The organism is Palleronia pelagia (assembly GCF_900110115.1).
GTDB classification, from domain to species: domain Bacteria; phylum Pseudomonadota; class Alphaproteobacteria; order Rhodobacterales; family Rhodobacteraceae; genus Palleronia; species Palleronia pelagia.
This window is the reverse complement of sequence record NZ_FOCM01000001.1, coordinates 395,737-419,052: the sequence shown is the minus strand read 5'-3', so window position 1 is coordinate 419,052 and position 23,316 is coordinate 395,737. Positions and strand designations below refer to the sequence as shown.

21 protein-coding genes are annotated in these 23,316 nt (G+C 67.5%); 9 read left to right on the top strand and 12 right to left on the bottom strand.

The genetic code is table 11. From position 1 onward, the window contains the following. Positions 1-30 precede the first annotated feature (30 nt). The 3 genes from BMX96_RS02095 (at position 31) to BMX96_RS02085 (ending at position 1,863) form a co-directional block, all read left to right on the top strand. On the top strand, positions 31-441 hold the full coding sequence (locus BMX96_RS02095) for a DUF2852 domain-containing protein (RefSeq protein WP_073126376.1): 411 nt from the start codon (positions 31-33) through the stop codon (positions 439-441). Between the two features lie 65 nt (positions 442-506). Then, positions 507-950: an RDD family protein gene (locus BMX96_RS02090; RefSeq protein ID WP_073126379.1), complete on the top strand. Its 444-nt coding sequence runs from the start codon at positions 507-509 to the stop codon at positions 948-950. Between the two features lie 79 nt (positions 951-1,029). Beyond that, the gene (locus BMX96_RS02085; protein WP_073126381.1) at positions 1,030-1,863 is read left to right on the top strand and encodes an arginyltransferase; all 834 of its coding nucleotides are present in this window, start codon (positions 1,030-1,032) and stop codon (positions 1,861-1,863) included. A gap of 286 nt (positions 1,864-2,149) precedes the next feature. On the opposite strand, the gene BMX96_RS02080 is transcribed toward BMX96_RS02085, so the two are convergent. The 4 genes from BMX96_RS02080 to BMX96_RS02065 all read right to left on the bottom strand — a co-directional run bounded on the left by BMX96_RS02080 (position 2,150) and on the right by BMX96_RS02065 (position 7,674). Beyond that, positions 2,150-4,504, bottom strand: a complete 2,355-nt coding sequence (locus BMX96_RS02080) for a TRAP transporter large permease (protein WP_091843757.1) — start codon at positions 4,502-4,504, stop codon at positions 2,150-2,152. A gap of 1 nt (position 4,505) precedes the next feature. Next, complete coding sequence (locus BMX96_RS02075; protein ID WP_073126386.1) at positions 4,506-5,420, bottom strand: TRAP transporter small permease subunit; 915 nt, start codon at positions 5,418-5,420, stop codon at positions 4,506-4,508. Between the two features lie 120 nt (positions 5,421-5,540). After that, positions 5,541-6,632, bottom strand: a complete 1,092-nt coding sequence (locus tag BMX96_RS02070) for a TRAP transporter substrate-binding protein (protein WP_073126388.1) — start codon at positions 6,630-6,632, stop codon at positions 5,541-5,543. 184 nt (positions 6,633-6,816) lie between these two features. Then, positions 6,817-7,674, bottom strand: coding sequence for a YihY/virulence factor BrkB family protein (locus BMX96_RS02065; RefSeq protein ID WP_175481634.1), 858 nt, complete (start codon positions 7,672-7,674; stop codon positions 6,817-6,819). 387 nt (positions 7,675-8,061) lie between these two features. Between BMX96_RS02065 and BMX96_RS02060 the strand changes: the two genes are divergently transcribed. Beyond that, positions 8,062-9,816, top strand: coding sequence for an acetolactate synthase 3 large subunit (locus tag BMX96_RS02060; RefSeq protein WP_091843750.1), 1,755 nt, complete (start codon positions 8,062-8,064; stop codon positions 9,814-9,816). Between the two features lie 87 nt (positions 9,817-9,903). Next, complete coding sequence (gene ilvN, locus BMX96_RS02055; RefSeq protein ID WP_091843747.1) at positions 9,904-10,461, top strand: acetolactate synthase small subunit; 558 nt, start codon at positions 9,904-9,906, stop codon at positions 10,459-10,461. A gap of 37 nt (positions 10,462-10,498) precedes the next feature. Here ilvN and BMX96_RS19525 read toward each other — a convergent pair whose 3' ends face one another. Both BMX96_RS19525 and BMX96_RS02045 read right to left on the bottom strand, forming a co-directional pair. Beyond that, complete coding sequence (locus BMX96_RS19525; RefSeq protein WP_091843745.1) at positions 10,499-10,726, bottom strand: EF-hand domain-containing protein; 228 nt, start codon at positions 10,724-10,726, stop codon at positions 10,499-10,501. 229 nt (positions 10,727-10,955) lie between these two features. Continuing rightward, on the bottom strand, positions 10,956-11,741 hold the full coding sequence (locus tag BMX96_RS02045) for an ABC transporter permease (RefSeq protein ID WP_091843742.1): 786 nt from the start codon (positions 11,739-11,741) through the stop codon (positions 10,956-10,958). An 88-nt stretch (positions 11,742-11,829) separates the two neighbouring features. Between BMX96_RS02045 and BMX96_RS02040 the strand changes: the two genes are divergently transcribed. Beyond that, positions 11,830-13,953, top strand: a complete 2,124-nt coding sequence (locus BMX96_RS02040; RefSeq protein WP_091843739.1) for a 4Fe-4S binding protein — start codon at positions 11,830-11,832, stop codon at positions 13,951-13,953. Beyond that, the gene (locus BMX96_RS02035) at positions 13,950-14,807 is read left to right on the top strand and encodes an FAD:protein FMN transferase (protein WP_175481633.1); all 858 of its coding nucleotides are present in this window, start codon (positions 13,950-13,952) and stop codon (positions 14,805-14,807) included. Before BMX96_RS02040 ends, BMX96_RS02035 begins: the two co-directional genes overlap by 4 nt. 137 nt (positions 14,808-14,944) lie before the next feature. Here BMX96_RS02035 and BMX96_RS02030 read toward each other — a convergent pair whose 3' ends face one another. The 6 genes from BMX96_RS02030 to pedF form a co-directional block, all read right to left on the bottom strand. Then, entirely contained in the window at positions 14,945-15,733 is a 789-nt protein-coding gene (locus tag BMX96_RS02030) for an FAD binding domain-containing protein (protein ID WP_091843734.1), read from the bottom strand. A gap of 74 nt (positions 15,734-15,807) precedes the next feature. Beyond that, on the bottom strand, positions 15,808-18,174 hold the full coding sequence (locus tag BMX96_RS02025; protein WP_091843731.1) for a xanthine dehydrogenase family protein molybdopterin-binding subunit: 2,367 nt from the start codon (positions 18,172-18,174) through the stop codon (positions 15,808-15,810). Positions 18,175-18,243: 69 nt separating this feature from the next. After that, the gene (locus tag BMX96_RS02020; protein ID WP_073126412.1) at positions 18,244-18,729 is read right to left on the bottom strand and encodes a (2Fe-2S)-binding protein; all 486 of its coding nucleotides are present in this window, start codon (positions 18,727-18,729) and stop codon (positions 18,244-18,246) included. A gap of 35 nt (positions 18,730-18,764) precedes the next feature. Beyond that, positions 18,765-19,301, bottom strand: a complete 537-nt coding sequence (locus tag BMX96_RS02015) for an SRPBCC family protein (protein WP_091843728.1) — start codon at positions 19,299-19,301, stop codon at positions 18,765-18,767. A 79-nt stretch (positions 19,302-19,380) separates the two neighbouring features. Beyond that, positions 19,381-20,283, bottom strand: coding sequence for a substrate-binding periplasmic protein (locus BMX96_RS02010; protein ID WP_091843725.1), 903 nt, complete (start codon positions 20,281-20,283; stop codon positions 19,381-19,383). Next, complete coding sequence (gene pedF / locus BMX96_RS02005; RefSeq protein WP_091844380.1) at positions 20,280-20,972, bottom strand: cytochrome c-550 PedF; 693 nt, start codon at positions 20,970-20,972, stop codon at positions 20,280-20,282. The genes BMX96_RS02010 and pedF overlap by 4 nt, the downstream gene beginning before the upstream one ends. Positions 20,973-21,105: 133 nt before the next feature. Between pedF and BMX96_RS02000 the strand changes: the two genes are divergently transcribed. Both BMX96_RS02000 and BMX96_RS01995 read left to right on the top strand, forming a co-directional pair. After that, the gene (locus tag BMX96_RS02000; RefSeq protein WP_330220626.1) at positions 21,106-22,269 is read left to right on the top strand and encodes an ABC transporter substrate-binding protein; all 1,164 of its coding nucleotides are present in this window, start codon (positions 21,106-21,108) and stop codon (positions 22,267-22,269) included. A 75-nt stretch (positions 22,270-22,344) separates the two neighbouring features. Next, positions 22,345-23,316, top strand: a complete 972-nt coding sequence (locus tag BMX96_RS01995) for a YVTN family beta-propeller repeat protein (RefSeq protein ID WP_091843722.1) — start codon at positions 22,345-22,347, stop codon at positions 23,314-23,316.

The following is a 23,316-nucleotide window of genomic DNA, read 5'->3' as shown; positions in this document are numbered from 1 at the left end:
TTCACGGCAATTCGGAAAGGACCGAAGACAATGACCACATTCGCAGACGTCCCGCAGCAGACCGGCAGTTACCTGTCGCGCACCGAAGCCTGGCTCGACGCCCGCGGCAAGGGCGCCTGGATTGCGGCCATGGTGCTGGGTTTCATCCTGTTCTGGCCCGTGGGTCTCGCGCTACTGGCCTTCATGCTGTTCCGCGGCAAGTTCCAGGGCGGCGGTTGCGCCACGCGCCGGGCCCGGTTCACCGCGCACGGGTCGAGCGGGAACGCCGCGTTCGACGCCTACCGGACCGAGACGCTGCGCCGGCTGGAAGACGAGCAGGAGGCCTTCGAGAAGTTCCTCAAGCGCCTGCGCGAAGCGAAGGACAAGGCCGAGTTCGACCAGTTCATGGACGAACGCGCCAAGAAGCGCGACAACGACCAGCGTGAATCGGAAGACGCATGACCCCGATCACCCAGACAAGCGACACCGCCCCCCTCGGGGGGCGGCGCCCCGTTGAAGGACCCGACATGACGCCCCATCCCGGCCTGCCCGACCCGGACCTGCACGACGCGTTCTACGCGGGCGTGCCGACCAAGCGCGCCCTGGCGTGGCTGGTGGATATCTGCGCGATCTTCGCGCTGTCGCTGGTCCTGACGCCGCTGACGCTGTTCACCTCGATCTTCTACTTTCCGTTCTTCGCGGCCTGCGTCGGCTTCGCCTATCGCACGGCAACCCTCGCACGGGGGTCGGCGACCTGGGGCATGCGCCTCATGGCGATCGAGATCCGCGACCATCGCGGCCTGCCGCTGGACCTGACCGCGGCATTTCTTCACACGGCCGGCTACGCGGCCTCGATGGCGGTCTTCCCGCTGCAGCTGGTCTCGGGCGTGATGATGCTGGCCACCCCGCGGGCGCAGGGTCTGACCGACCACGTGATCGGCACGGCGGCGATCAACCGCGCGGCGGGCTGAGCGAAAAACGCGACCACTGCGGGGCTTGGCGGGCAGATGATGCGTTGCTAGGCTCCGTTTCGTCAGCCCCGGGGGTCGTATGCGCCATTCGTTACCACTTGCGCCGCAGTTCTACGTGACGGCGCCCCAAAGCTGTCCGTATCTGCCGGGCCGCATGGAGCGTAAGCTGTTCACGTCCCTGCAGGGCGACGAGGCGCAATTGCTGAACGACAGCCTGTCCAAACAGGGCTTCCGCCGGTCGCAGAACGTGCTTTACCGTCCCAGCTGCGCCGAATGTTCGGCCTGCCTGTCGGCGCGGATCCGGGTGGCCGATTTCAAGCCATCGCGCACCCAGCGCCGGGTTCTCAAGCGCAACGCGCATTTGAGCCGCCGGGCCAACGCACCCTGGGCGACCGAAGATCAATACGCCCTTTTCCGCCGCTATCTGGACAGCCGACACGCCGATGGCGGCATGGCCGACATGGATATCTTCGAATTCGCGGCGATGATCGAGGAGACGCCCATCCGCAGCCGCGTGGTGGAATACGCCGCGACCGACGCGAACGACGGCAGCTCGGACCTTGCAGCCGTGTGCCTGACCGACGTGCTCGATGACGGGCTGTCCATGGTCTATTCGTTCTTCGACCCGGACCTGGCGGGCGACTCGTTGGGGACCTTCGCGATCCTCGACCACGTGGAGATCGCGCGCGAGGCCGGCCTGCCCTATGTCTACCTGGGCTACTGGGTGCCGGGCAGCCCCAAGATGGGCTACAAGGCCAAGTTCGACGCGCTCGAGGTGTATGCCGACCGGCGCTGGCAGACCCTGACCTCGCCCGAGGCGTTCTCGGCCAAGACCCAGCCCCTGTCGACCGATCCGATCGCCGAACAGGTGGCCCGGATCGATTTGCCCGACACGATGAACGGGCGCGACTGACGACCCTGCTCGCGTTCCGCGCGGGCGGCCGTCAAGGCAGCCTCGGCTTTCCATCCAGGCGGGCGTCTGCGGACGGCGCTTGGTCGGATTCGAGTATTTGAAGACCAGTGATGTGGCGAGGCGCGCCCTTGGACGGGCGCGGTCTCCGCTGGTCGTACGGGCGGGTTCCGTTCGCTGGCGTCGGCGTCTTACAGTGCGGCAAAAGGAAGGGGGCGCGCCGGGATCTGTCCGGCGCGCCCCCCTGTCTTTCGGAGATCGGGGGCCGCGCGAGGCGCGGCCACCGGGATCAGTTCGGGAACAGCGAGGGCACCAGCGTGACGATGCCCGGGAAGGTCCAGAGCAGCGCCAGACCGATCACCTGGATCAGCACGAAGGGAAGCACTCCGCGGTAGATATGGCCCGTCGTGACCTCCTTCGGCGCAACGCCGCGCAGGTAGAACAGCGCGAACCCGAAGGGTGGCGTCAGGAAGCTGGTCTGAAGGTTCACCGCGATCATGATCGTCACCCATTTCGGGTCCATGGTGCCGCCGTAGATGACGGGGCCCACGATGGGGATGACGATGTAGATGATCTCGAGGAAGTCCAGCACGAAGCCCAGGAAGAACAGCACCAGCATCACGATCAGGAAGACGACCATCTCGTTGTCGAAGCTGCGCAGGAACTGCTGAATATAGTGCTCGCCCCCGTAGGAGATCACCACCAGGTTCAGCAGCTGCGAGCCGATGAGGATGGTGAACACCATCGACGTGACCTTCGCCGTCTCGCGCACCACGGCCGGCAGCACGCCGCCGAACCACAGCACCGCGCAGGCGTAGAGCATCCCGAAGATCGCGAAGAGATACGCGGCCTGCGCCAGGATGTAGGCCGTCCAGGTTTCGAACCCGGCATCGCCGACGTTGACGCGCAGGTCGAAATTCACCCCGATCAGGATCATCAGCACGATGGCATAGGTCGTCCACAGGATGATGCGGCCGGATTTCCCGTCCTCCTGCAGCCGGCGATAGGCCGCCAGCATGATGGCCCCGCCCGCCCCCAGCGCGGCGGCCGGGGTCGGGTTGGTGATGCCCCCCAGGATCGAGCCAAGCACCGCGATGATCAGCACCAGCGGCGGGAAGACCACGCGCACCAGGTCGTTCTTGCCCAGGAGGCCCGCGGCGCTCTTGAGGCCGTAGAGGACCAGCAGAAGCGGCAGCAGGATGATGAGGAAGGTCACGCCCGGCGTCGTCGTGGGGGCCACGAAGACCAGGTCGCACAGGGCGATCAGCACCAGACCCAGCGCACCCACGGCCAGCGGACGGTGGTCCGCGGTGGGCGCCACGCCCCGTGCCAGCGCCAGCACGAGACCCGCCAGCAGAAGGCCGATGGCGATGCCGGTGCCCATTGGGGCGAGATCGGCCATGCGCGCGGCTTCGGCGGCGGCGGTTTCTTCCTCGGTCAGTGCCACTGTCTCGGTCGCGGTGGAGCTGGCCTCGGAGATGGCCGCCTGTTCGGCGACCGCGCGGTCCCACGCGTCCTGGCCGTGCAGCTCGATCATCGAGGCCTGGCACTGCTCGGAGACGTTGGTGCGCAGCGATGCCGAGGCCGTCGTGTCCTGCGTCGGATCCCCCAGGGTCTGGGAGCCGATGATCCCTGCCCCGCTGAGCACGAACAGCCCGACGATCAGCGCGACGGGCACGCCCAAGAACCAGGTCAGCGCCTCGTTGCGGGTGATGATCTCGCCCGGGCCGCCGTCGACCAAGACCGGCGGTGCCTTGCGCGGGTTCAGAACGGCATAGCCGAAGGCATAGGCGCCGTAGAGGAACGCCAGGAAGATGCCCGGCAGCAGCGCCGCCTGGAACAGGGTGCCCACCGAAACCACAGCCGCCTCGCCCAGCAGGGTCAGCGCGTCACGGCAACCCAGCGCCTGGGCCCGCGCCTCTTGCGCGGTGGCGTAGAGGTCCCCCGCCAGTGTGCCCAGCAGCACGATGACGATGGAGGGCGGGATGATCTGGCCCAGGGTGCCCGACGCCGCGATGACGCCGGTCGCCAGTTCCGGCGAGTAGTTGTTGCGCAGCATGGTGGGCAGCGAAAGCAGGCCCATGGTCACCACTGTCGCGCCGACGATGCCCGTCGAGGCCGCCAGAAACGCGCCCACGACGACCACCGAAACGGCGAGACCGCCGGGCAGCGGGCCGAAGACCCGCGCCATGGTGGTCAGCAGGTCGTTGGCAATGCGCGAGCGTTCCAGCGTGATGCCCATCAGGACGAACATCAGCACCGCCAGCAGCGTCTCGATCGACTGGCCCGCCAGCACGCGTTCGTTGATGCGGTTCACCACGAAGGACAGGTTGCGATCCATGGCGACTTCCCAGCCTTGGGGGAAAATCGCCTCGTTCACCCGTGGCAGGTCGGGGTATCGGAAGGTCGAGATGGCGTCGCGGGCGACCCCCTCGGCCACCAGCGCGGTATACTCGGCCGAGCTGGTATCGATGGCCTGGTGGATGAGCAGGCCCGCGTTGTCGAGCACCGCGACGATACCGAAGGAAATGACACCCGCGCCGCCGATGGCGAAGGCCACCGGGAAGCCCGAGAGGATCCCGCCGAACAGGCACAGGAAGGTGATGATCAGGGCGACTTCGACCCCGTCCAGACCGAATGGCATCTTAGTTCGCTCCTGACTGGAGTTCTTTTTCAGTGGGGGGCGTGCCGGCGGTCGTATCTTCCAGCACGTCGAGATCCAGGTACTTGTTTTCGCCCTCGGGGCCTTCGCGCAGCTCGGCGATGGCGCGCCAGATGACGGTCACCGCCTGCAGGAAGACCAGCGCGGCGAAGAGCACCAGCAGGATCTTGAAGAGGAAATAGGCCGAGAAGCCCTGCGGCGCGAAGCCGGTGGTCTCGACGTTCCAGCGCAGGATCTGCGAGCGCTGGATCAGGCGGTCGAGCGTATCCGACGCCGAGGGCGCGGGCACGATCAGGTGACGCCACATGAAGAACCAGCTGTAGAGCCAGATCAGCACGACGATGGGCACCATGAAGATGATGGCGCCGATAATGTCGATGATCCGCTTCGCGCGGTACGAGATCGCGGCATAGATGATGTCGACCCGCACGTGGCCGCGCTGGACGAAGGTGTAGGACACGCAGAGCGCCACGATCAGGGCGTTGTAGAACTTCAGCCCCTCGGCCCACCAGCTGATGTCGAAGGTGACCGACGTGCCGAAGCCCAGCGTGATGCTGGAGGTCGCGAAGATCCGCTGCACGAAGACGATGACGATCTGCTGCAGCACCATGATGAGGCCCGCCCAGGCGACCACCCGGCCGAGGCCGTTGGATATCGCTTCGAGCGTGACCACGCCGGCCCAGAGCAGCCTTTGCCGCCAGATCCCGATGGCCGTCAGCACCAGCACGATGTCGAACACCACGAAGAAGAATTCGACCGATGCGCCGTAATAGATGAAACGCACCAGCGCCTCGCGGTCGGCCCAGCCAAGCCACGATGCGGGATGCGTGATCGCATACAGAAAGTTGTAAAAGCCCAGCCCGACATTGCTGACGAACCAGACGAGCGCGTCCAACATTTTGCCCCTCCTCCAGCGCCCGGCCATGGTTGCCGGTTTCGCGGAAAGGCGCTGCCCCCGAACCATCGGGAGCAGCGCCGCGTCCAAAGATCCCGGGCAACGATGGCCCGGGCTCCGGTCTTACATGCTGGCGTTCACGCGGTTGCGCTGACGCACATACTCGTTGTCGGCGATGTCGGCCCAGCTGGCCGATTCATTCATCGACTCGAAGTAGCTGTTCGCGATCTTCGCATACAGCTCGTCCGACATGTTCTCCTCGCGGACCTCGGCCGAAGCGCGGCCGAAGGCATCCCACACGTCATCGGGGAACTGCTTGGCCTGGACACCCTGGTCCTGCAGACGCTGAAGCGCGGCGCCGTTCTCGGCCAGCGACAGCGACAGGTTGTGCTGGTGCACCGCGGCGCAGGCGACCTCGACGATCTTCTGCTGGGCGGCGGTCAGGCTGTTGAACACGTCGAGATTCATGCCGATGGTCAGGGCCGAGCCCGGCTCGTGGAAACCGGCGGTGTAGTAGATCTTGGTGATCTCCTGGAAGCCCAGACGCTCGTCCGCGTAGGGTCCGATCCACTCGGCGCCCTCGATCGCGCCCGACGACAGGGCCTGGTAGATTTCGCCACCGGGGATGTTCTGCACCGACGCGCCCAGACGGCTGAGCACCTGGCCGCCCTGGCCCGGCATGCGGAAGCGCAGGCCCTGCAGGTCCGAGGCCGAGGTGATTTCGCGGTTGAACCAGCCGCCGGGCTGCATGGCCGTGTTGCCGGCGAGGAACGACTTCAGGTTGAACAGGCTGGCCAGCTCGTTGTGGAGCTCGTGGCCGCCACGCTGGTAGTACCAGTTCGCCATTTCCTGGCCGGTCATGCCGAACGGCACGGCGGTGAAGAAGGCGAAGCCCGGGTGCTGGTTCAGGAAGTAGTAGTCGGCCGAGTGATACAGGTCGGCCTGGCCGGCGGACACGGCGTCGAACACCTCGAACGCGCCAACCAGCGAACCGGCGGGGTTCTTCTGGATGGTCACCTGACCGTCGGTCATTTCGGTGATGTAGTCGGCGGCCAGCTGCGCGGCGTCATCGAAGATCGCGAAGCCGTCCGGCACCGAGGTCACCATGGTCAGCGTCCGGTTGCCCTGCGCGTAGAGCGGCGCGGCCAGCGTCGAGGCGGCGGCGGCGGCCGAGCCGCCCAGAGCGGACTTTTTCAGAAAAGAGCGACGATCCATTACATTCCTCCCAAGGATATCGGCACGGGGTCTTGGCGCCCCGCCCGGATCGGTTGCAGTGGGCGGACCCTAGCCAAGGGTGCGAGAGGAATAAATACCGAATCGCGACAGGCCAGCGCAGTTTTATTGCGCAGTCGTCTCGATTTCGGGCGGCAAGCTCAGGTTGCCGCAGGGTCAATCCATGTCAGGTTGTGTCGCTTTTCTCCGATCGCTCTTCCAGGAGTTTCGACACCACGGCCCCCAGAAGGACGATGCAGGCCGACAGCCACATCCACATGAGAAGGATGATCGTGCCGCCGATGGCGCCGAAGGTTTCGTTGTAGGATCCGAAGCTGCGCACGTAGATCGCGAAGCCGATGCTGCCGAGGATCCAGAGCACGCAGGCCAGCGCCGCACCCGGGACGAGCATGGACCAACTCGGGAAATGCCGCGCGGGCGCGACGCGGTAGGTCAGCACGATGCCGGCCCCGGCGATGATCAGCAGAAGCGGCCAGCGCACGAGCATGATCAAGGTTTCCTGTCCCGCCGGCAGCGGCAGCCACGCCAGGACCGCGGGCACCACCGCCCCCACCGCGACGCAGACGAGAACGCCGAGGATCAGGCCCAGCGTCAGGGACAGCTTCAGCACGGTCGCACGGATCAGCCCGCGCTGTTCCTCGACCCCGTGGACCAGGTTCAGCCCGTCCATGATCCCCTGCATCGCCTTCGATGCCGAGTAGAGCGACAGGAGCAGACCGGCCGCCGCCGCCAGCCCCAGCCCGCCGGACCGGTTCGACACGACCTCCTGCGCCTGCCCGACGATGATCTCGGCCGCCGCCGCTGGCAGGACCGATGACAGGGTCTCCATCTGGTCGACGACCATGGCGGGATCGACCAACAGGCCGGCGATGGCGACCATCGCGCCGATGCCGGGGAACAGCGCCAGCAGGCCGAAGAAAGCGACGCCGGCGCCGACGAGCGTCAGCTTCATCCGGTCGGCCTCGGCCTTCACGCCCTTGGCCAGTCCCATGACGCCCTGCGGGCGGGCCGTGCTGTGTGTCATCGTGTCCGTCATCTCGTGGCACCCCTTCTCTCAAATTGCGAACGCGTGGGAGCGGGGGCCGTTCCGACACCGGGAAAAACGCTGTTTCGCCCAGCAGATTTTCACAAAAGTTCTTCTTCACGCCCCTCTGCGCAACAAAAGTTCAAGAAAATGCAATTCGAGGACATGTTTTCCCCGACAGGCGGTTGACCCTCCGTTCGGCTCTGACTATCAGGCTCAGGACCGATGAAAGGATCGAGATCGTGATGCCGCTTATTGACGTCGTACGCAGATCGACAGGGCGCAGGGACCGGTAGCCGGACCCGATCACGGAAGGACGCGCCCTCGATTGACCCTCGGGGGCTTTTTTATGCGCCGAAGATGGCGCGAATTGCGGAGACCAGGACGATGACGAAGCCGATGACAGGCGCGAAGATGGTGGTTCAGGCGCTGAGGGACCAGGGGGTCGAGGTCGTGTTCGGCTATCCCGGCGGCGCGGTCCTGCCGATCTATGACGAGATCTTCCTGCAAAACGACATCCGCCACGTGCTCGTCCGCCACGAACAGGCGGCCGTTCACGCGGCCGAAGGCTACGCGCGCTCCACCGGGAAGGTCGGCGTTGCGCTGGTGACCTCGGGCCCGGGCGCCACCAACGCGGTGACCGGCCTGACCGACGCGCTGATGGATTCGATCCCGCTGGTCGTGCTGACCGGGCAGGTCCCGACCTTCATGATCGGCACTGACGGCTTCCAGGAGGCCGATACCGTCGGCATCACCCGCCCCTGCACCAAGCACAACTGGCTGGTGAAGGAGACCGACGCCCTGTCCGGTGTCCTGCACGAGGCATTCCACGTGGCAGCGTCGGGCCGCCCGGGCCCGGTCCTGATCGACATCCCGAAAGATGTGCAATTCGCCGCGGGCAAGTACACGCCCAAACAGAAGGCCAATGTCAGCCGCTACCAGCCGCGGGTGAAGGGCGATCCCGACATCATCGCCGAGCTGGCCGACGCCATGGCCAAGGCCAAGCGCCCGATCATCTACTCGGGCGGCGGCGTCATCAACTCGGGCCCCGCGGCGTCGCAGCTGCTGCGCGAGCTGGTGGCCGAGACCGACTTCCCCGTCACCTCGACCCTCATGGGGCTGGGCGCCTACCCCGCGTCGGGCAATAACTGGCTGGGGATGCTGGGCATGCACGGTCTCTACGAGGCCAACCTGGCGATGCATGGCTGCGACCTGATGATCAACATCGGCGCGAGGTTCGACGACCGCATCACCGGCCGAATCCAGGATTTCAGCCCGAACTCGAAGAAGGCCCATATCGATATCGACGCGAGCTCGATCAACAAGGTGATCCACGTGGACATGCCGATCCTCGGCGACGTGGCCCACGTGCTCGAGGACCTGCTGCGCATCTGGAAGGCCAAGGGCCGCAAGACCAACCAAGAGGCGATCGCCAAGTGGTGGGAGCAGATCAACCAGTGGCGTGCCGTGAATTGCCTGGCCTTCGATCCCTCGGCCAAGACCATCAAGCCCCAGCACGCGCTGGCCCGGCTCGAGGCGCTGACCAAGGACCACGACCGCTATGTCTGCACCGAGGTGGGCCAGCACCAGATGTGGGCCGCGCAATACATGGGGTTCGAGGACCCCAACCGCTGGATGACGTCCGGTGGCCTGGGAACCATGGGCTATGGCCACCCGGCCTCGATCGGCGTGCAGCTGGCCCATCCCGACGCCCTGGTCATCAACGTGGCGGGCGAGGCCTCGTGGCTGATGAACATGCAGGAGATGGGCACCGCGGTGCAGTATCGCCTGCCGGTGAAGCAGTTCATCCTCAACAACGAACGCCTGGGCATGGTGCGCCAGTGGCAGGAGCTGCTGCACGGCGAGCGCTATTCCCACAGCTGGTCCGAGGCGCTGCCCGATTTCGTCAAGCTGGCCGAGGCCTTCGGCGCGAAGGGCATCCAGGTCAGCGATCCGGACGATCTGGACGACGCCATCCGCGAGATGATCGCCCATGACGGCCCGGTGCTGTTCGATTGCCTGGTGGAGAAGCACGAGAACTGCTTCCCCATGATCCCGTCGGGCGAGCCGCATAACAAGATGCTGCTGGCCAATGCCGAGACCCAGGGCCAGATCACCGCCCCGGGCGCGGTGCTGGTCTGAGACGCCGGGATGCGGGGGGCCAGCCCCCCGCGCCCCCCAAGGTATTTCTGGAAAGATAAAGCAGGCGCCGGCGCGCCGGAGGACAGTATGAGCACGCTGAAGATCAAGAAGGGCACGTCGAAGCATTCGGCCTACGACCTGCGCGACCCGCATTCCGACGTCATCGAACGGCACACGCTGGCCGTGATCGTCGACAACGAAGCGGGCGTGCTGGCCCGCGTCATCGGCCTGTTTTCAGGACGCGGCTACAACATCGAGTCGCTGACCGTGGCCGAGATCGACCACACCGGCCACACGTCGCGCATCACCATCGTGACGGCTGGCACGCCCGCCATCATCGAGCAGATCAAGGCGCAGCTTGGCCGGATCGTGCCGGTGCACGAGGTGCACGACCTGACCGTCGAGGGCGCATCGGTCGAGCGTGAACTGGCTCTGTTCAAGGTCGCCGGCGGCGGCGACAAGCGTGTCGAGGCGCTGCGCCTTGCCGATATCTTCCGCGCCAGCGTGGTGGACTCGACGCTGGAGAACTTCACCTTCGAGATCACCGGCGCGCCCGGCAAGATCGACGCCTTCGCCGACCTGATGCGCCCGCTGGGCCTGGTCGAGATGGCGCGGACCGGCGTCGCGGCCCTGGCGCGCGGCTAGGCCGGTCGGCGGACGGATAGCAGGGCGCCGCGGGCAGTCAGCTGGGCAGCAGGCCACGCTCGTTGGCTGAAAGGAGTTCGGCTTGGCTAAGCAGCCCGTTGCCGTCGGTGTCGGCCATCAAGAAGACCTCTTCGGTCAGTTCCGGGATGGCGGTCTGCGCCTCGCGCAGGCTCAGTAGTCCGTCGCCATCGGCGTCGATCTCCTGGGCGTGGGATGACGACATCCACAGGCTGGAGAAGGCAAGGATCAGGATATATCGGGTCATCTGTGCTCTCCGTGAATTCGGCGCCGGGCGCGAAGGCCAGGCATCCGTACATTCGCCCGGCCGAAGGGACCCGTCAGCGACCACACCCCGGACTACATGTTTCCGGCGGTCCCACGCCGGCCACACTGCCTGCAATCGGCGCCGCATCGCGCGCGCCGGAACAACGTCGAAGCGGTGGCGGGTTCCGACCCATCGGCCCGCGCCTGACCAGCGGCGGGCCGCGCATGGATCAGCCGGTGACGGCGGCCCTGCGCCAGGCGGTGGTCCGCCGTTCCCAGCCCTGCAGCAAAGCGTACTCGATCAGCAGCATCACCGCGACGAAGGCGAAGGCGTAGGCCAAGACGTAGCCGACCTCGAACAGCTGGAAATACAGGTGGATCTGGAAGCCGACCCCGTTCGAGCGTCCCAGGAACTCGACCACCAGCACGATCTTCCAGATGATCGCCAGCCCGTTGCGCGTGCTGGCCGCCAGGAACGGCCAGAGCTGCGGCAGGATCACGTGGCGCAGCCGCGCCGCGGGCGACATGCGGAAGGCGCGCGCCATCTCGGACACGCGGGGATCCAGCGCCCAGATCCCTTCGCGGATGTTTACCGTCACCATGGCGGTCTTGTTCAGCGCGACGGCGGTGATCGCCGCCACCTCGTTCAGGCCGATCCAGAGATAACAAAGGACGATCACCACCAGCGCGGGCACGTTCAGCGCCACCACTACCCACGGGCCCAGCCAGCGGTTCAGCCGTGGTACCAGTCCCAGCGCCAGCCCCAACGCAACGCCCGCCCCCATGGCGATGGCGAAGGCCGCCGCCATCCGCGCCAGCGTGGCCGCCACGTGGAACTGCAGCGCGCCCTTCGCGACCTCGGAGGTGAAGATGCGCCAGACCTCGTCCGGGCCCGGCAGGATCTCGGGGTCGGCCGAGATACGCGCCGCCAGCGCCCACGCAACGACCAGCGCCAGCAGCGACACCGCGATGGTCACGGGGCCGGGATTGCGGTCGGAGGAGGCGTGCTGCTGCATGGGTTCGACATTCGCCCGTGGGGGCTGCGCAACGCATCCCGACCTTCGTCGCATGGGACCGCGCGCGGCGCGGACGTAGCGTTGGCGCATGTCGCGGGTGCTGTCACTGATCCTTGCCCTTGCTCTGGCCGTGGCGGCCCATGCCGCCCGCGCCGAGGTCACGCCGCGCGACGAGATCGCCGCCCATATCCGCGCGCCCATGGAGCTGGGCCCGGCGCTGAACGACCAGGGGGTCTACAGCCTTCTGAACTCGGGCGGCGCGGCGGCGGGCTACGTGTTTGAGACGCGGCCCATGGCCCCCCTGCCCGGCTTCTCCGGTGCACCGGTGAACGTGCTGGTGGTGCTGGATCTCGACGGCCGGTTCCTGGACGTCCGGCTTCTGGACCATAACGAGCCGATCTTCGTCTCGGGCCTGCCCGAGCACCTGTTCTACGATTTCTTCGACCAGTACCGCGGCCTGTCGATCTCGGACACGCTGGTGGTGGGCAACCCCTACGGCGAGGCGGACGAGAGCAGCGCGCTGGTCTACCTGGACGGGGTGACCAAGGCCACCGCCTCGGTCCGGATCGCGCACGAGTCGCTTCTGGCCGCCACGCTGCAGGTCGCGCGCGAGAAGATGGGCGGGATCAGCAGCGGCCCGCCCGCCTATCCCGACCCGACCCATGACGAGGCGCTGAGCTGGGCCGACCTGGTCGACCAGGGCATCGTGCGGCGCCTGACGGTGACGAATGCCGAGATCGACGCGGAATTCGCGGGCACCGTCTGGGCGGATGACGACCCCGCCGCGCGCGACGACCCCGACGCGCCCTACATGGACCTGTGGGTGGTCGACCTCGGCCCGCCCGCCATCGCCCGCGCCGTGCTGTCCGAGGATGGCTTCGCGGCGCTGCAGTCCTTCCTCGAGATCTCGAACGACGACGAGCCGATCCTCGTGGCCGAGACCGCGCGCCACGGCCTCGTTTCTGACGGGTTTACGCGCAATACGTCGCCCGACTGGATCAGCGCCGAGCAGGGCGGCTTCCCGGTGGCGCTGCGCGACGCGGACCTGCTGTTCTCGCTGGCCGACGACGTGCCGGACGCGCTGCACGACGCGGTGGATTTCGGATCCGCCCTGATCCTGCGCACCGACCGGCGGCTGGGCTTCGACCCCGCGTCGGACTGGACGCTGAACGTGAAGGCGGTGCGCGAACACGGCATGTTCAAGCCCGAGGTGGGATCCGTCACGCTCAGCAGCACGCAATCGACGCCCGAACGCTTCTTCACCCGGCCCGAGCTGCGCAAGCCCGCGCCGCCCTGGCTCGAGGCGCTGAAGACCCGTGCGCCCGATCTGGTCGTGCTGGGTCTGTTCCTCACGCTGCTGCTGATGCTGCTGGGCGGGGCGATGAACCGGCTGGCCGGGCATCGCCACTTCACGGCGATCCGCTTGGGTATCCTGGCCTTCGTCACGGTCTTCATCGGCTGGTGGGGACAGGGGCAGCTGTCGATCGTCACGGCCATGGGCGTGCTGCGCGCGGGCGTCGAGGGCGGCAGTTTCATGTTCCTGGCCTACGACCCCTTCTCGCTGGTGATCTGGGCCGTGGCCATCGCCGGGCTGGTGGCCTGGGGGCGCGGCCTGTTCTGCGGGTGGCTCTGCCCCTTCGGCGCGTTGCAGGAGTTCGCCGCGCATCTGGGCCGCCTGTTGCGCGTGCCGCAGGTCGAGCCGTCGGCGCGGTGGGACGCGCGGCTGAAATGGCTGAAATACGCGGTGCTGCTGGCGCTGGTGGTCGTCGTCTTCACCGCGCCCGCCCGCATCGACAAGGCCGCCGAGGTCGAGCCGTTCAAGACCGCGATCACCACCTTCTTCGTGCGCGAATGGTACTACGTGGCCTACGCCGTCTTCTGGCTGGTGCTGTCCATGACGCTCTTCAAGGGGTTCTGCCGCTATGTCTGCCCGCTGGGCGCGCTCATGGCCATCGGCGGCGTCCTGCGCGGACGCGACTGGATCGCGCGGCGGGCGGAATGCGGCTCGCCCTGCCAGCTCTGCCGCGTGAAATGCCGCTATGGCAGCATCGAGAAATCGGGCCGCGTGGATTATTCCGAATGCTTCCAATGCCTCGACTGCGTGACGATCCACGACGACCCGCGCCAATGCGTGCCGCTGATCGTGGACGCCAAGCGGCGGGCCCGCGCGACCGCCGCCCACCCCAATGCCGGCCCGGTGCCCGCCGAATGAGACGCCGCCGCTTCCTCGCCCTCAGCGCCGCGGCGCTGGCCGCGCCCGCCGCGACCCCGGCCTGGCCCGAGACCCGTTGGCGCGGCTTCGGGCTGGGGGCCGAACTGTCGATGACCCTGCGCGCGCCCCCCGCGCTGGCCCGCGACGCCATCGCCGCCGCACGCGAGGAGATCGAGACCGTCGAACGGGCCTTCAGCTTCTACCGCGAGGACAGCGAACTCGTGCAGCTGAACACCTCGCGCATCTTGCGGCCCTCGCCCCTGTTCACCGAGCTCGCGCAGCAGGTGGACCGCGCGCACGCGCTGACCGGCGGCCTGTTCGACCCGACCGTGCAAGCCGTCTGGGCGGCCCTGGCGCAAGGCCGCGACCCGGCGCCCGCACGTGCCGCGGTGGGGTGGCACCGCGTCCATCGCGCGCCCGGGACCGTGGCCTTGCGGCGGGGCCAGTCGCTGACCTTCAACGGCATCGCCCAGGGCTTCGCCACCGACAGGGTGCGCGCGCGTCTCGCCGCGCTGGGCCTGGGCGAGATCCTGGTCAACATGGGGGAATTCGCGGCGCTTGGCGGCCCCTGGCAGCTGGGCATCGCCGACCCCGCCGCCGGCCTCGTCGCCCGGACGACCCTCACCGGTGGCGCCATCGCCACCACCAGCGCGGCGCCGCACCTGATCGCGCCCGATGGCAGGGCGTCCCGCCACGCCACGGTGTCGGTCGAGGCGCCGGACGCCACCCTGGCCGACGCCCTGTCGACTGCCGCGCTGTTCATGGCGCCCGGGGAGCTTCCCGGTCTGCTGGAAGGCGCCGGCGCCACGGCCATCCACACGGTCGATGCCAACGGCCGCCACCGCCGGATCTGACGCGCCACGCCCCTCGCATCACTGGTCTTCAAATACTCGGCGATCCGCTGCCGACCCGTGCGCCGTTCACATGTGGGCGCAACGCAAAACGCCCCGCCGTTTCCAGCGGGGCGCCCGATCCTGTCTCACCCCTGGGATCAGGCCAGCGCGGACACCGCGCGCTGGGTCATGACCTTGGTCAGCTGCGCGCGGTAGGCGCCCGAGCCGTGCAGGTCCGAGATCATCGTGTCGGCCGACACGCTCAGCCCCGACACCGCGTCGGCGCTGAAGTTGCCTTTCAGCGCCTCCTCGGCCTCGGTCCAGCGGAAGACGCCGTCCGAGGACGCGCCGGTGACGGCCACGCGGACATCGTCGCCGAAATGGGCGACGAACACGGCCGTCAGCGGGAAGCGCGACGCGGGCTGGATGAACTTCTGGTAGATCGCCCTTTGCGGCACCGGGAACTTCACTGCCGTGACGATCTCGCCCTCGTCCAGCGCGGTCATGAACATGCCCTGGAAGAAGTCGTCGGCCGCGATTTCGCGGCGGTCGGTGACGATGGTGGCGCCCGACCCCAGTGCGCCCGCCGGGTAGCAGGCCGAGGGATCGTTGTTGGCGATGGACCCGCCGATGGTGCCGCGCGATCGCACGCTGGGATCACCGATGCGTCCCGCCAGCGACGACAGCGCCGGGAAGCTTTCGGCGGTCTCGCGCGCGACGGTGGCGTGGGTGGTGCCGCCGCCGATCCAGATCTGGTCGCCGTCCTTGCGGACGCCCTTCATCTCGTCGATGGCGGTCAGGCTCACCAGGATCTCGGGCGCGGCAAGCCGGGCCTTCATGGTGGGCATCAAGGTCTGGCCGCCCGACATGGGCTGCGCCTCGTCGCCCTTCAGGGCCGCGACCGCGTCGGCAACGCTGGTGGGCCGGACGAATTCGAAATTCTGCATTCTCTCTGTCTCCTGTTGGGTCGGGTTGCCCCCGCGCGGGTCACGCGCGGGGGTCCGCCTTCAGTTCCTGGACCTCAGCTGTTCTGGATGGCGGTCCAGACCCGGTCGGGGGTCAGCGGCATGTTGATGTGCTCGACCTTGTGGCCGCCCCGGTGCAGCGCGTCGATGACCGCGTTGACGAAGGCCGGGGGCGAGCCGATGGCACCGGCCTCGCCGCAGCCCTTCACGCCCAGCGGGTTGTGGGTGCAGGGCGTCTGGCAGGAATGGTCCACCTTGAACATCGGCAGATCGGTCGCGCGCGGCATGGCATAGTCCATGTAGCTGGCCGAGATCAGCTGTCCGTCCGCGTCGTAGGCGCAGTTTTCCATCATCGCCTGGCCGAAGCCCTGCGCCACACCGCCATGGACCTGGCCTTCGACGATCATCGGGTTGATGACGTTGCCGAAATCGTCCGCGGCCGAGAAGGACAGCACGTCGACCTTGCCAGTGTCCGGGTCGACCTCAACCTCGCAGGCATAGCCACCGCTCGGATAGGTGAAGTTCGCCGGATCGTAGAACGCGGTTTCCTCCAGCCCCGGCTCGATGTCCTCCAGCGGGTAGTTGTGGGGCACGTAGGCCGCCAGCGTCACGTCGCCCCAGGCGACCGACTTGTCGGTGCCCGCGACGGTGAACTGGCCGTCCTTCAGCTCGATATCGCCCTCGCTGGCCTCCATCAGGTGGGCCGCGATCTTCTTGGCCTTGGCGATGATCTTCTCGGTGGCGCGGACCATGGCCGAGCCGCCGACCGCGATCGAGCGCGAGCCGTAGGTGCCCATGCCCATGGGCGTCTTCGAGGTGTCGCCGTGGACGATGTCGACCTGCGTGGCGTCGATGCCGATCATCTCGGACACCACCTGTGCGAACGAGGTCTCGTGCCCCTGCCCGTGGCTGTGGCTGCCGGTCATCACGCTGATCGACCCGGTGGCGTTCACCCGGACGGTGGCGGATTCGTAGAGACCCGCCCGGGCGCCCAGCTGACCCACGAGGTTCGACGGCGCGATGCCGCAGGCCTCGATGTAGTGGGCGATGCCGAAGCCGCGCAGCTTGCCGTTCTTCTTGCTTTCCGCGGCGCGCGCCTCGAAGCCGGCGTGATCGGCCATCTCGAGCACGCGGTCCATGGTCGCGTGGTAGTCACCGGTGTCGTATTCCACCGCCACGGGCGTGGCATAGGGGAACTCGGTGATGAAGTTCTGGCGCCGCAGCTCGATGGGGCTGACCCCGCGCTCGCGCGCCGCCTTGTCGATCACCCGCTCCAGCTGGAACGTCGCCTCGGGGCGGCCCGCGCCGCGGTAGGCGTCGACCGGCACCGTGTTGGTGAAGACGGCCTTCACGTTCACGTAGATCAGCGGCGTCTTGTAGTTGCCGGCCATCAGCGTGCCGTGCAGCCAGGTGGGGACCGACGGGGCGAAGGTGGACAGGTAGGCGCCCATGTTGGCGTAGGTTTCCGTCCGGATGGCGGTGAAGTTGTTGTCCTTGTCCATCGCCAGTTCGATCTTGGTCACGTGGTCGCGACCGTGGGCGTCGGACATGAACGCTTCCGAGCGCGAGGACGTCCACTTGACCGGGCGGCGCAGCTGCTTGGCCGCGAAGGTGCAGAACGCTTCCTCGGCGTAGTGGAAGATCTTGGCGCCGAAACCGCCGCCCACGTCGGGGGCGACCACGCGCAGCTTGTGCTCGGGGATGCCCAGCACGAAGGCGCCCATCAGCAGGCGGATCACGTGCGGGTTCTGCGACGTGGTGTAGAGCGTGTGCTCGTCATTGGCCATGTCGTAGTCGCCGACGGCCACGCGCGGCTCCATCGGGTTGGCGACGAGGCGGTTGTTGACCAGCTCCAGCGTGGTGACGTGGTCGGCATCGGCGATGGCCTTGGCGACGGCATCCTTGTTGTCCTCGACGAAGCCCCAGTCGTAGCAGAGGTTCGAGCTCAGGTCGTCATGCACCTTGGGCGCGCCATCCTTGACGGCTTCCTTCATGTCCATGACCGCCGGCAGCATCTCGATATCGATCTCGAGCGCGTCGGCCGCGTCGCGGGCCTGGCCCAGGCTTTCGGCCACGACCACGGCGATCGGGTCGCCCACGTGGCGCACCTTGCCCTCGGCCAGGACGGGGTGCTTGGGCTCCTGCATGGGGCTGCCGTCGATGGACGTGATCTGCCAGCCGCAGGGCACGCCGCCCACGCCTTCGAAATCCTTCGCGGTGAACACGCGCACCACACCGGGCATGGCCATGGCCGCGTCCGCGTTGATGCCGTTGATCTTGCCGTGGGCCACGTCCGAGCGCACGAAATGCGCGTAGAGCTGGCCGTGCAGGTTGATGTCGTCGGTATAGCGCCCCGTGCCGCTGAGGAAGCGTACGTCCTCGCGCCGTTTGGTGCTGCTGCCGATGCCGCCGTCTTTGGGCATGTGGAATCTCCTCCCTGCGGGGTCAGATCTCGCGTCGCGACATCCCGGCCCCTGAAACGATGTTCTGGATTACTCGGCCGCCATGGCGGGCACGTCCTGACCGGAGGCCGCCATGATGGATTTCACGATGTTGTGGTACCCGGTGCAGCGGCAGATATTGCCGTCCAGGTATTCGCGGATCTCGGCCTCGGAGGGCTTGGGGTTCTCCTTCAGCAGCGCGGTCGCCGCCATCACCATGCCCGGCGTGCAGAAGCCGCATTGCAGGCCGTGGTGGTCCTGGAACGCCTGCTGGACCACCGACAGCGAACCGTCGGCATTGGCCTGGCCCTCGATCGTGGCGACCTCGGCGCCGTCGGCCTCGGCCGCCAGCATCGCGCAGGCCTTCACCGGCTCGCCGTTCACGTGCACCACGCAGGCACCGCACTGGGTGGTGTCGCAGCCCACGTGGGTGCCGGTCAGGCGCAGGTCCTTGCGCAGGAAGTCGACCAGAAGGGTCCGGCCCTCGACCTGGCCGGTCACCTCCTTGCCGTTCACGCGCAGCTTGATGGAATTCATGTCTTTCTCCCTGGATGGTCCGATGATCGTCGCGGTCAGGTTGCGGCCTTCTTTCGGCCGAACCAACCTTTTTTCTCTTTCTGCGCCTCCACGGGCGCGGCGGCATCGTCGCCTTCGCCCTCGGGCGCCGAGGGGCCTTCGACCGCCTCCTTGAAGCTGTTGAAGAACTGGTCCGCCATCTTGGCGGCGAAGCTGTCGATGATGCGGCTGCCCAGCTGGGCGAGCTTGCCGCCCACCTTGGCCTCGACCCGGTAGTCCAGCACCGTGGCGTCACCTTCTTCGCGCAGGGTGACATCGGCGCCGCCCTTGGCGAAGCCCGCCGCGCCGCCCTTGCCCTCGCCCGAGATGGTCAGGCTTTCGGGGCGCACCTTGTCGTCCAGCGTCACGGCCCCCTTGAAGGTCGCCTTCACCGGGCCGACCTTCTGCACCACCGTGGCCTCGAAGCCCTCGTCGGCGTTGCCCGACATCTCGGTGCAGCCCGGCACGCATTGCTTCAGCACCTCGGGGTCGAGAAGCGCGTCCCACACCGCGTCGCGTGGCGCCTCGATCGTGCGGCTTCCGGTCATTTCCATGGGTGGGTCTCCCTTTATGTTGGTTACGCTAGGCGCGGCGCCCGGCCCCGCCTATAGGACCAATGGCCAATTTCCGCGCTCAGCGGTAGGCGGGCGTCTCGAGGCTCAGCCCGTAAGACTCGTAGATCCCGGCGATCGCGCCCGATTGCAGCCCGTCGCGGATGGCGTCGTCAACCGTATAGGCAAGCGGCCGGAAGCGGAAGTTCACCGCCACGCCCAGCGTCCAGTCGCCGACCGCGAGGCCCGGCAGGGGCGGCTCGTGCAGCCCGAGCCCGTCGGCCAGGCCCCATTCCAGCTGTCCGCGCGGCCCCATGGCGGCCATCGTCTCGCCCGCCGCCAGGGCATCCATCGCGGCCTCCATGTCGGGAAAGCGGCGCACGCCCTGGGCCAGTTGCCCGCCGGCGAAGGCCGACAGGTAGAAGTCGGAGATCGAGTCGTTCTCGACGGCCACGGTGTCGAAGCGGAAATAGGCCGGCACCGGCTTTTCCTCGGGATATTCCGCCTCGCGATAGGCGATGGCCACGCGCTCGACGCTGTACTGCCCGGTGAAGACGACCTGCTCGTGGCGGCAGGCGAAGGCGCTGTCGTAAGGCACGCGCATCATCACGTTCGACACCGCCCCGCCGACGATGCCACCCTTCCAGACATTGTTGCGCAGGTCGGCGTCCAGGTTCTCGCCCGCCGCGACGAAGCGGAACTGCGGGTCGACGCCCACGTATTCGGCGATCAGCCTGGCGATCTCGACATCGACGCCGCGGGGCTGGCCGCCCTCTTCCCAACTGTAGGGCGGGTAATCCTCGTAGAGCGCGAAGGTCATGAACCCGCGCTCCATGATCGTCTCGAGGTCCTGACCGACCTCGTCCCGGCCCGTATTCTGCGGCTTGGGCTGCGGGACGTAATCGGCGCAGGGGTCCTGGGCCGCCGCCGGCAGCGACAGCCCAAGGCAGATCAGTCCCGCCGCAAGGACGGCGCGCAGGCTCATTGCGCGGCGGACAGGCCGACGGTCAGTGTGTCGGCGGCGGTGCTGTAGCCGGCGTCGGTGCCGTCGATCTGGCGGCTCGCGCGCCAGGCGATCGAGTCGGCCACCGGTGCATAGGACAGGGTCTCTATATCCGCCGCGATGGCGTCGAGCTCGGCCTTGGCCGCGTCGGGATCCGCGTCGCCGTTGCCCTCGGCCCAGGCCGCAAGCTGGTCGCGGATGCTGCGCAGCGCGTCCGAGTGCTCGGCCACCTGTTCGCCGTCGGGCCGGGTCTCGATATAGGTGCGGATGGCCCAGGCGGCCTCCTGGCCCAGAAGCTCGCCGAAGGCCGGCATCTTGGTGGTGCCGTTCTGGGTGTACCCGTGGCGGAAGCGTTCGACATACCATTCGTCGCCGTATTCCTCGGCCTCGAGATACCGCAGGTCCGGCGCCAGCCCGCCCGACACGGCGCCCAGGCCGTGGCAGCGGGCGCAGTTCTGGTTGTAGCCCGAATCGCCGATCTGGATGGCCTTGAACCAGACCTCCTCGCCCGCCGCGTCCACGCGATAGGGGTTCTCGGTCAGCCATTCCTCGCCCACCTCGGGCAGGCCGGCGGTGTCCACGGCCTGCGGGGCGACATCCCCGTGGCCGTACGCCATGGTGGCCAGCCCCAAGGCGGTCAGCGCCACGGCGAATTTCGATGTGGTCCGCATGATCTGCTCCTCCACTTGCATGGTCTGCGTTGGCACCATGGCTACTGCAGCGGACGCATCCGCTCCATGCGACCTTCGCCTGCCTGCACCAAAGTCGAATTCCCCGACCCGCGGCGCACCATACGCTGAGCGGATGATGAAATTTCGTTCATTGGCCGTATCCCTCGCCCTTCTTGCCGCGCCGGCATGGGCGCAGGACCTGACCATCGGCTACCTGCGGCTGCAGGAAACGCCGCCGCCCACCGTGTCGGACCTGGACCTGCCGCCGCCGGACCTGGGCATCGCCGGCGCGCGGCTGGGGATCGAGGACAACGCCACGACCGGCCGCTTCACCGGCCAGACCTACGCGCTCGACCTCGTCGACATCGCGCCGGGCGAGGACATCGCGGCCGCCGCCGGGCCGCTGCTGGAGCGGACGGACCTGCTGTTGGTCGACGCGCCCGCCGACGCGCTTCTGTCGGTCACGGACTTGCCCGCCGCCGCCGACGCGCTGGTTTTCAACGTTGCCGCGCCGGACAATCGCCTGCGCGAGGGTGACTGCCGCGCCAACATGCTGCACGCCCTGCCCTCCACGGCCATGCGCACCGACGCGCTGGCGCAGTTCCTGGTGCTGCGGCGATGGGACGAGCTGCCGATGGTGACGGGCGGCGACCCGGCGGACCAGGCCTTCGCGGCCAGCATCGAGCAATCGCTGCGAAAATTCGGGCTGCGCGTCGGCGACAGGAAGGACTGGCGCTACGACACCGATATCCGCCGCGCCGCCACGACCGAGATGCCGCTCTTCACGCAGGAGTTCGGCCGCTACGATGCACTGATCGTCGCCGACGAGATCCACGACTTCGCCCGCTACATGCTGTACAACACGTGGGAGCCGCGGCCGATCGTGGGCTCGGAAGGCTTGGTGCCCACGGGCTGGCACCCGGTGGTCGAGCAGTGGGGCGCGCGGCAGTTGCAGAACCGCTTCCTCGAGATCGCGGGCCGCGCCATGCAGCCGCGCGACTATGCCGCCTGGGCTGCCATCCGGACCCTCGGCGAAGCCGCCACGCGCACTGGTTCAGCCGAGCCGGAGGCACTGCGCGACTACATCCTGGGCCCGGATTTCGAGCTCGGCGGCTTCCTTGGCCGCCCTCTCAGCTTCCGCGCGTGGAACGGCCAGATGCGCCAGCCGATCCCGCTGGTCCATCCCCGTGGATTGGTGGCGCAAGCCCCGCTCGAAGGCTTTTTGCATCCGGTGACCGAACTCGACACGCTGGGCCGCGACGCCCCCGAAACCCAATGCACCGACTTCTCCGAATGAACCCAACTTCGCCGGTCCGGTAATACCCGAGCGGGGACAGCACCCCCTCCCCGGCAACAAGAAAGACACACGCCGATGATCCGAACCACCCTTGCCACCAGCGCGCTCGCCCTGGCAGTCGCCCTGCCCGCACAGGCCGACGAGATCTGGGTGACAAATGAATTCGACGACACGATCTCGGTCATCGACATCGAGACGCTCGAAGTCACGCGTACCATTCCCACCGGCGAACGCCCGCGCGGCATCACCTTCGCCAAGGATCACAGCGTGGTCTATATCTGCGCGTCCGACAGTGACGCGGTGCAGGTCATGGACCCGGAAACCGGCGAGATCCTGCACGACCTGCCCTCGGGCGAGGACCCCGAGCAATTCGTGCTGCACCCCGACAACCGGCACCTTTACATCGCGAACGAGGACGACGCGATCACCACCGTGGTCGACACCGTCTCGCGCGAGGTCGTGGCCCAGATCGACGTCGGAATCGAGCCCGAAGGCATGGCGGTCAGCCCCGACGGCACCATCGCCATCACCACGTCCGAGACCACCAACATGGCGCACTGGATCGACACCGAGACGCAGGAGCTTTTCGCCAACACGCTGGTCGACAGCCGCCCCCGCCACGCCGAGTTCGTGAAGGACGGAACCGAGCTGTGGGTCAGTTCGGAAATCGGCGGCACCATCACCGTGTTCGACGTCGAAACGCAGTCCGAGAAGGCGAAGATCGATTTCGACCTGCCCAACATCCATCCCGACCGCGTGCAACCCGTGGGGTTCGAATTCACCAACGGAGACGAGATCGCCTTCGTCGCGCTGGGGCCATCGAACCACCTGGCCGTGGTCAATGCCGAGACCTACGAGGTCGAGGACTACATCCTGGTGGGCCGCCGGGTCTGGCACATGGCGTTCAACGCGGACCGCAGCAAGCTTTTCACCACCAACGGGCTGTCGGGCGACGTGACCGTCGTCGACGTGGCCTCGCGCACGGCCGAGAAGACCATCAAGGTGGGTCGCTTCCCCTGGGGTGCCGCCTTCCGCCCCACCAACTGA

Coding starts and splice junctions, on each gene's coding strand:
- BMX96_RS02095 (WP_073126376.1), top strand. CDS start 31: ATGACCACATTCGCAGACGTCCCGCAGCAGACCGGCAGTTACCTGTCG.
- BMX96_RS02090 (WP_073126379.1), top strand. CDS start 507: ATGACGCCCCATCCCGGCCTGCCCGACCCGGACCTGCACGACGCGTTC.
- BMX96_RS02085 (WP_073126381.1), top strand. CDS start 1,030: ATGCGCCATTCGTTACCACTTGCGCCGCAGTTCTACGTGACGGCGCCC.
- BMX96_RS02080 (WP_091843757.1), bottom strand. CDS start 4,504: ATGCCATTCGGTCTGGACGGGGTCGAAGTCGCCCTGATCATCACCTTC.
- BMX96_RS02075 (WP_073126386.1), bottom strand. CDS start 5,420: ATGTTGGACGCGCTCGTCTGGTTCGTCAGCAATGTCGGGCTGGGCTTT.
- BMX96_RS02070 (WP_073126388.1), bottom strand. CDS start 6,632: ATGGATCGTCGCTCTTTTCTGAAAAAGTCCGCTCTGGGCGGCTCGGCC.
- BMX96_RS02065 (WP_175481634.1), bottom strand. CDS start 7,674: ATGACACACAGCACGGCCCGCCCGCAGGGCGTCATGGGACTGGCCAAG.
- BMX96_RS02060 (WP_091843750.1), top strand. CDS start 8,062: ATGACGAAGCCGATGACAGGCGCGAAGATGGTGGTTCAGGCGCTGAGG.
- ilvN (WP_091843747.1), top strand. CDS start 9,904: ATGAGCACGCTGAAGATCAAGAAGGGCACGTCGAAGCATTCGGCCTAC.
- BMX96_RS19525 (WP_091843745.1), bottom strand. CDS start 10,726: ATGACCCGATATATCCTGATCCTTGCCTTCTCCAGCCTGTGGATGTCG.
- BMX96_RS02045 (WP_091843742.1), bottom strand. CDS start 11,741: ATGCAGCAGCACGCCTCCTCCGACCGCAATCCCGGCCCCGTGACCATC.
- BMX96_RS02040 (WP_091843739.1), top strand. CDS start 11,830: ATGTCGCGGGTGCTGTCACTGATCCTTGCCCTTGCTCTGGCCGTGGCG.
- BMX96_RS02035 (WP_175481633.1), top strand. CDS start 13,950: ATGAGACGCCGCCGCTTCCTCGCCCTCAGCGCCGCGGCGCTGGCCGCG.
- BMX96_RS02030 (WP_091843734.1), bottom strand. CDS start 15,733: ATGCAGAATTTCGAATTCGTCCGGCCCACCAGCGTTGCCGACGCGGTC.
- BMX96_RS02025 (WP_091843731.1), bottom strand. CDS start 18,174: ATGCCCAAAGACGGCGGCATCGGCAGCAGCACCAAACGGCGCGAGGAC.
- BMX96_RS02020 (WP_073126412.1), bottom strand. CDS start 18,729: ATGAATTCCATCAAGCTGCGCGTGAACGGCAAGGAGGTGACCGGCCAG.
- BMX96_RS02015 (WP_091843728.1), bottom strand. CDS start 19,301: ATGGAAATGACCGGAAGCCGCACGATCGAGGCGCCACGCGACGCGGTG.
- BMX96_RS02010 (WP_091843725.1), bottom strand. CDS start 20,283: ATGAGCCTGCGCGCCGTCCTTGCGGCGGGACTGATCTGCCTTGGGCTG.
- pedF (WP_091844380.1), bottom strand. CDS start 20,972: ATGCGGACCACATCGAAATTCGCCGTGGCGCTGACCGCCTTGGGGCTG.
- BMX96_RS02000 (WP_330220626.1), top strand. CDS start 21,106: ATGATGAAATTTCGTTCATTGGCCGTATCCCTCGCCCTTCTTGCCGCG.
- BMX96_RS01995 (WP_091843722.1), top strand. CDS start 22,345: ATGATCCGAACCACCCTTGCCACCAGCGCGCTCGCCCTGGCAGTCGCC.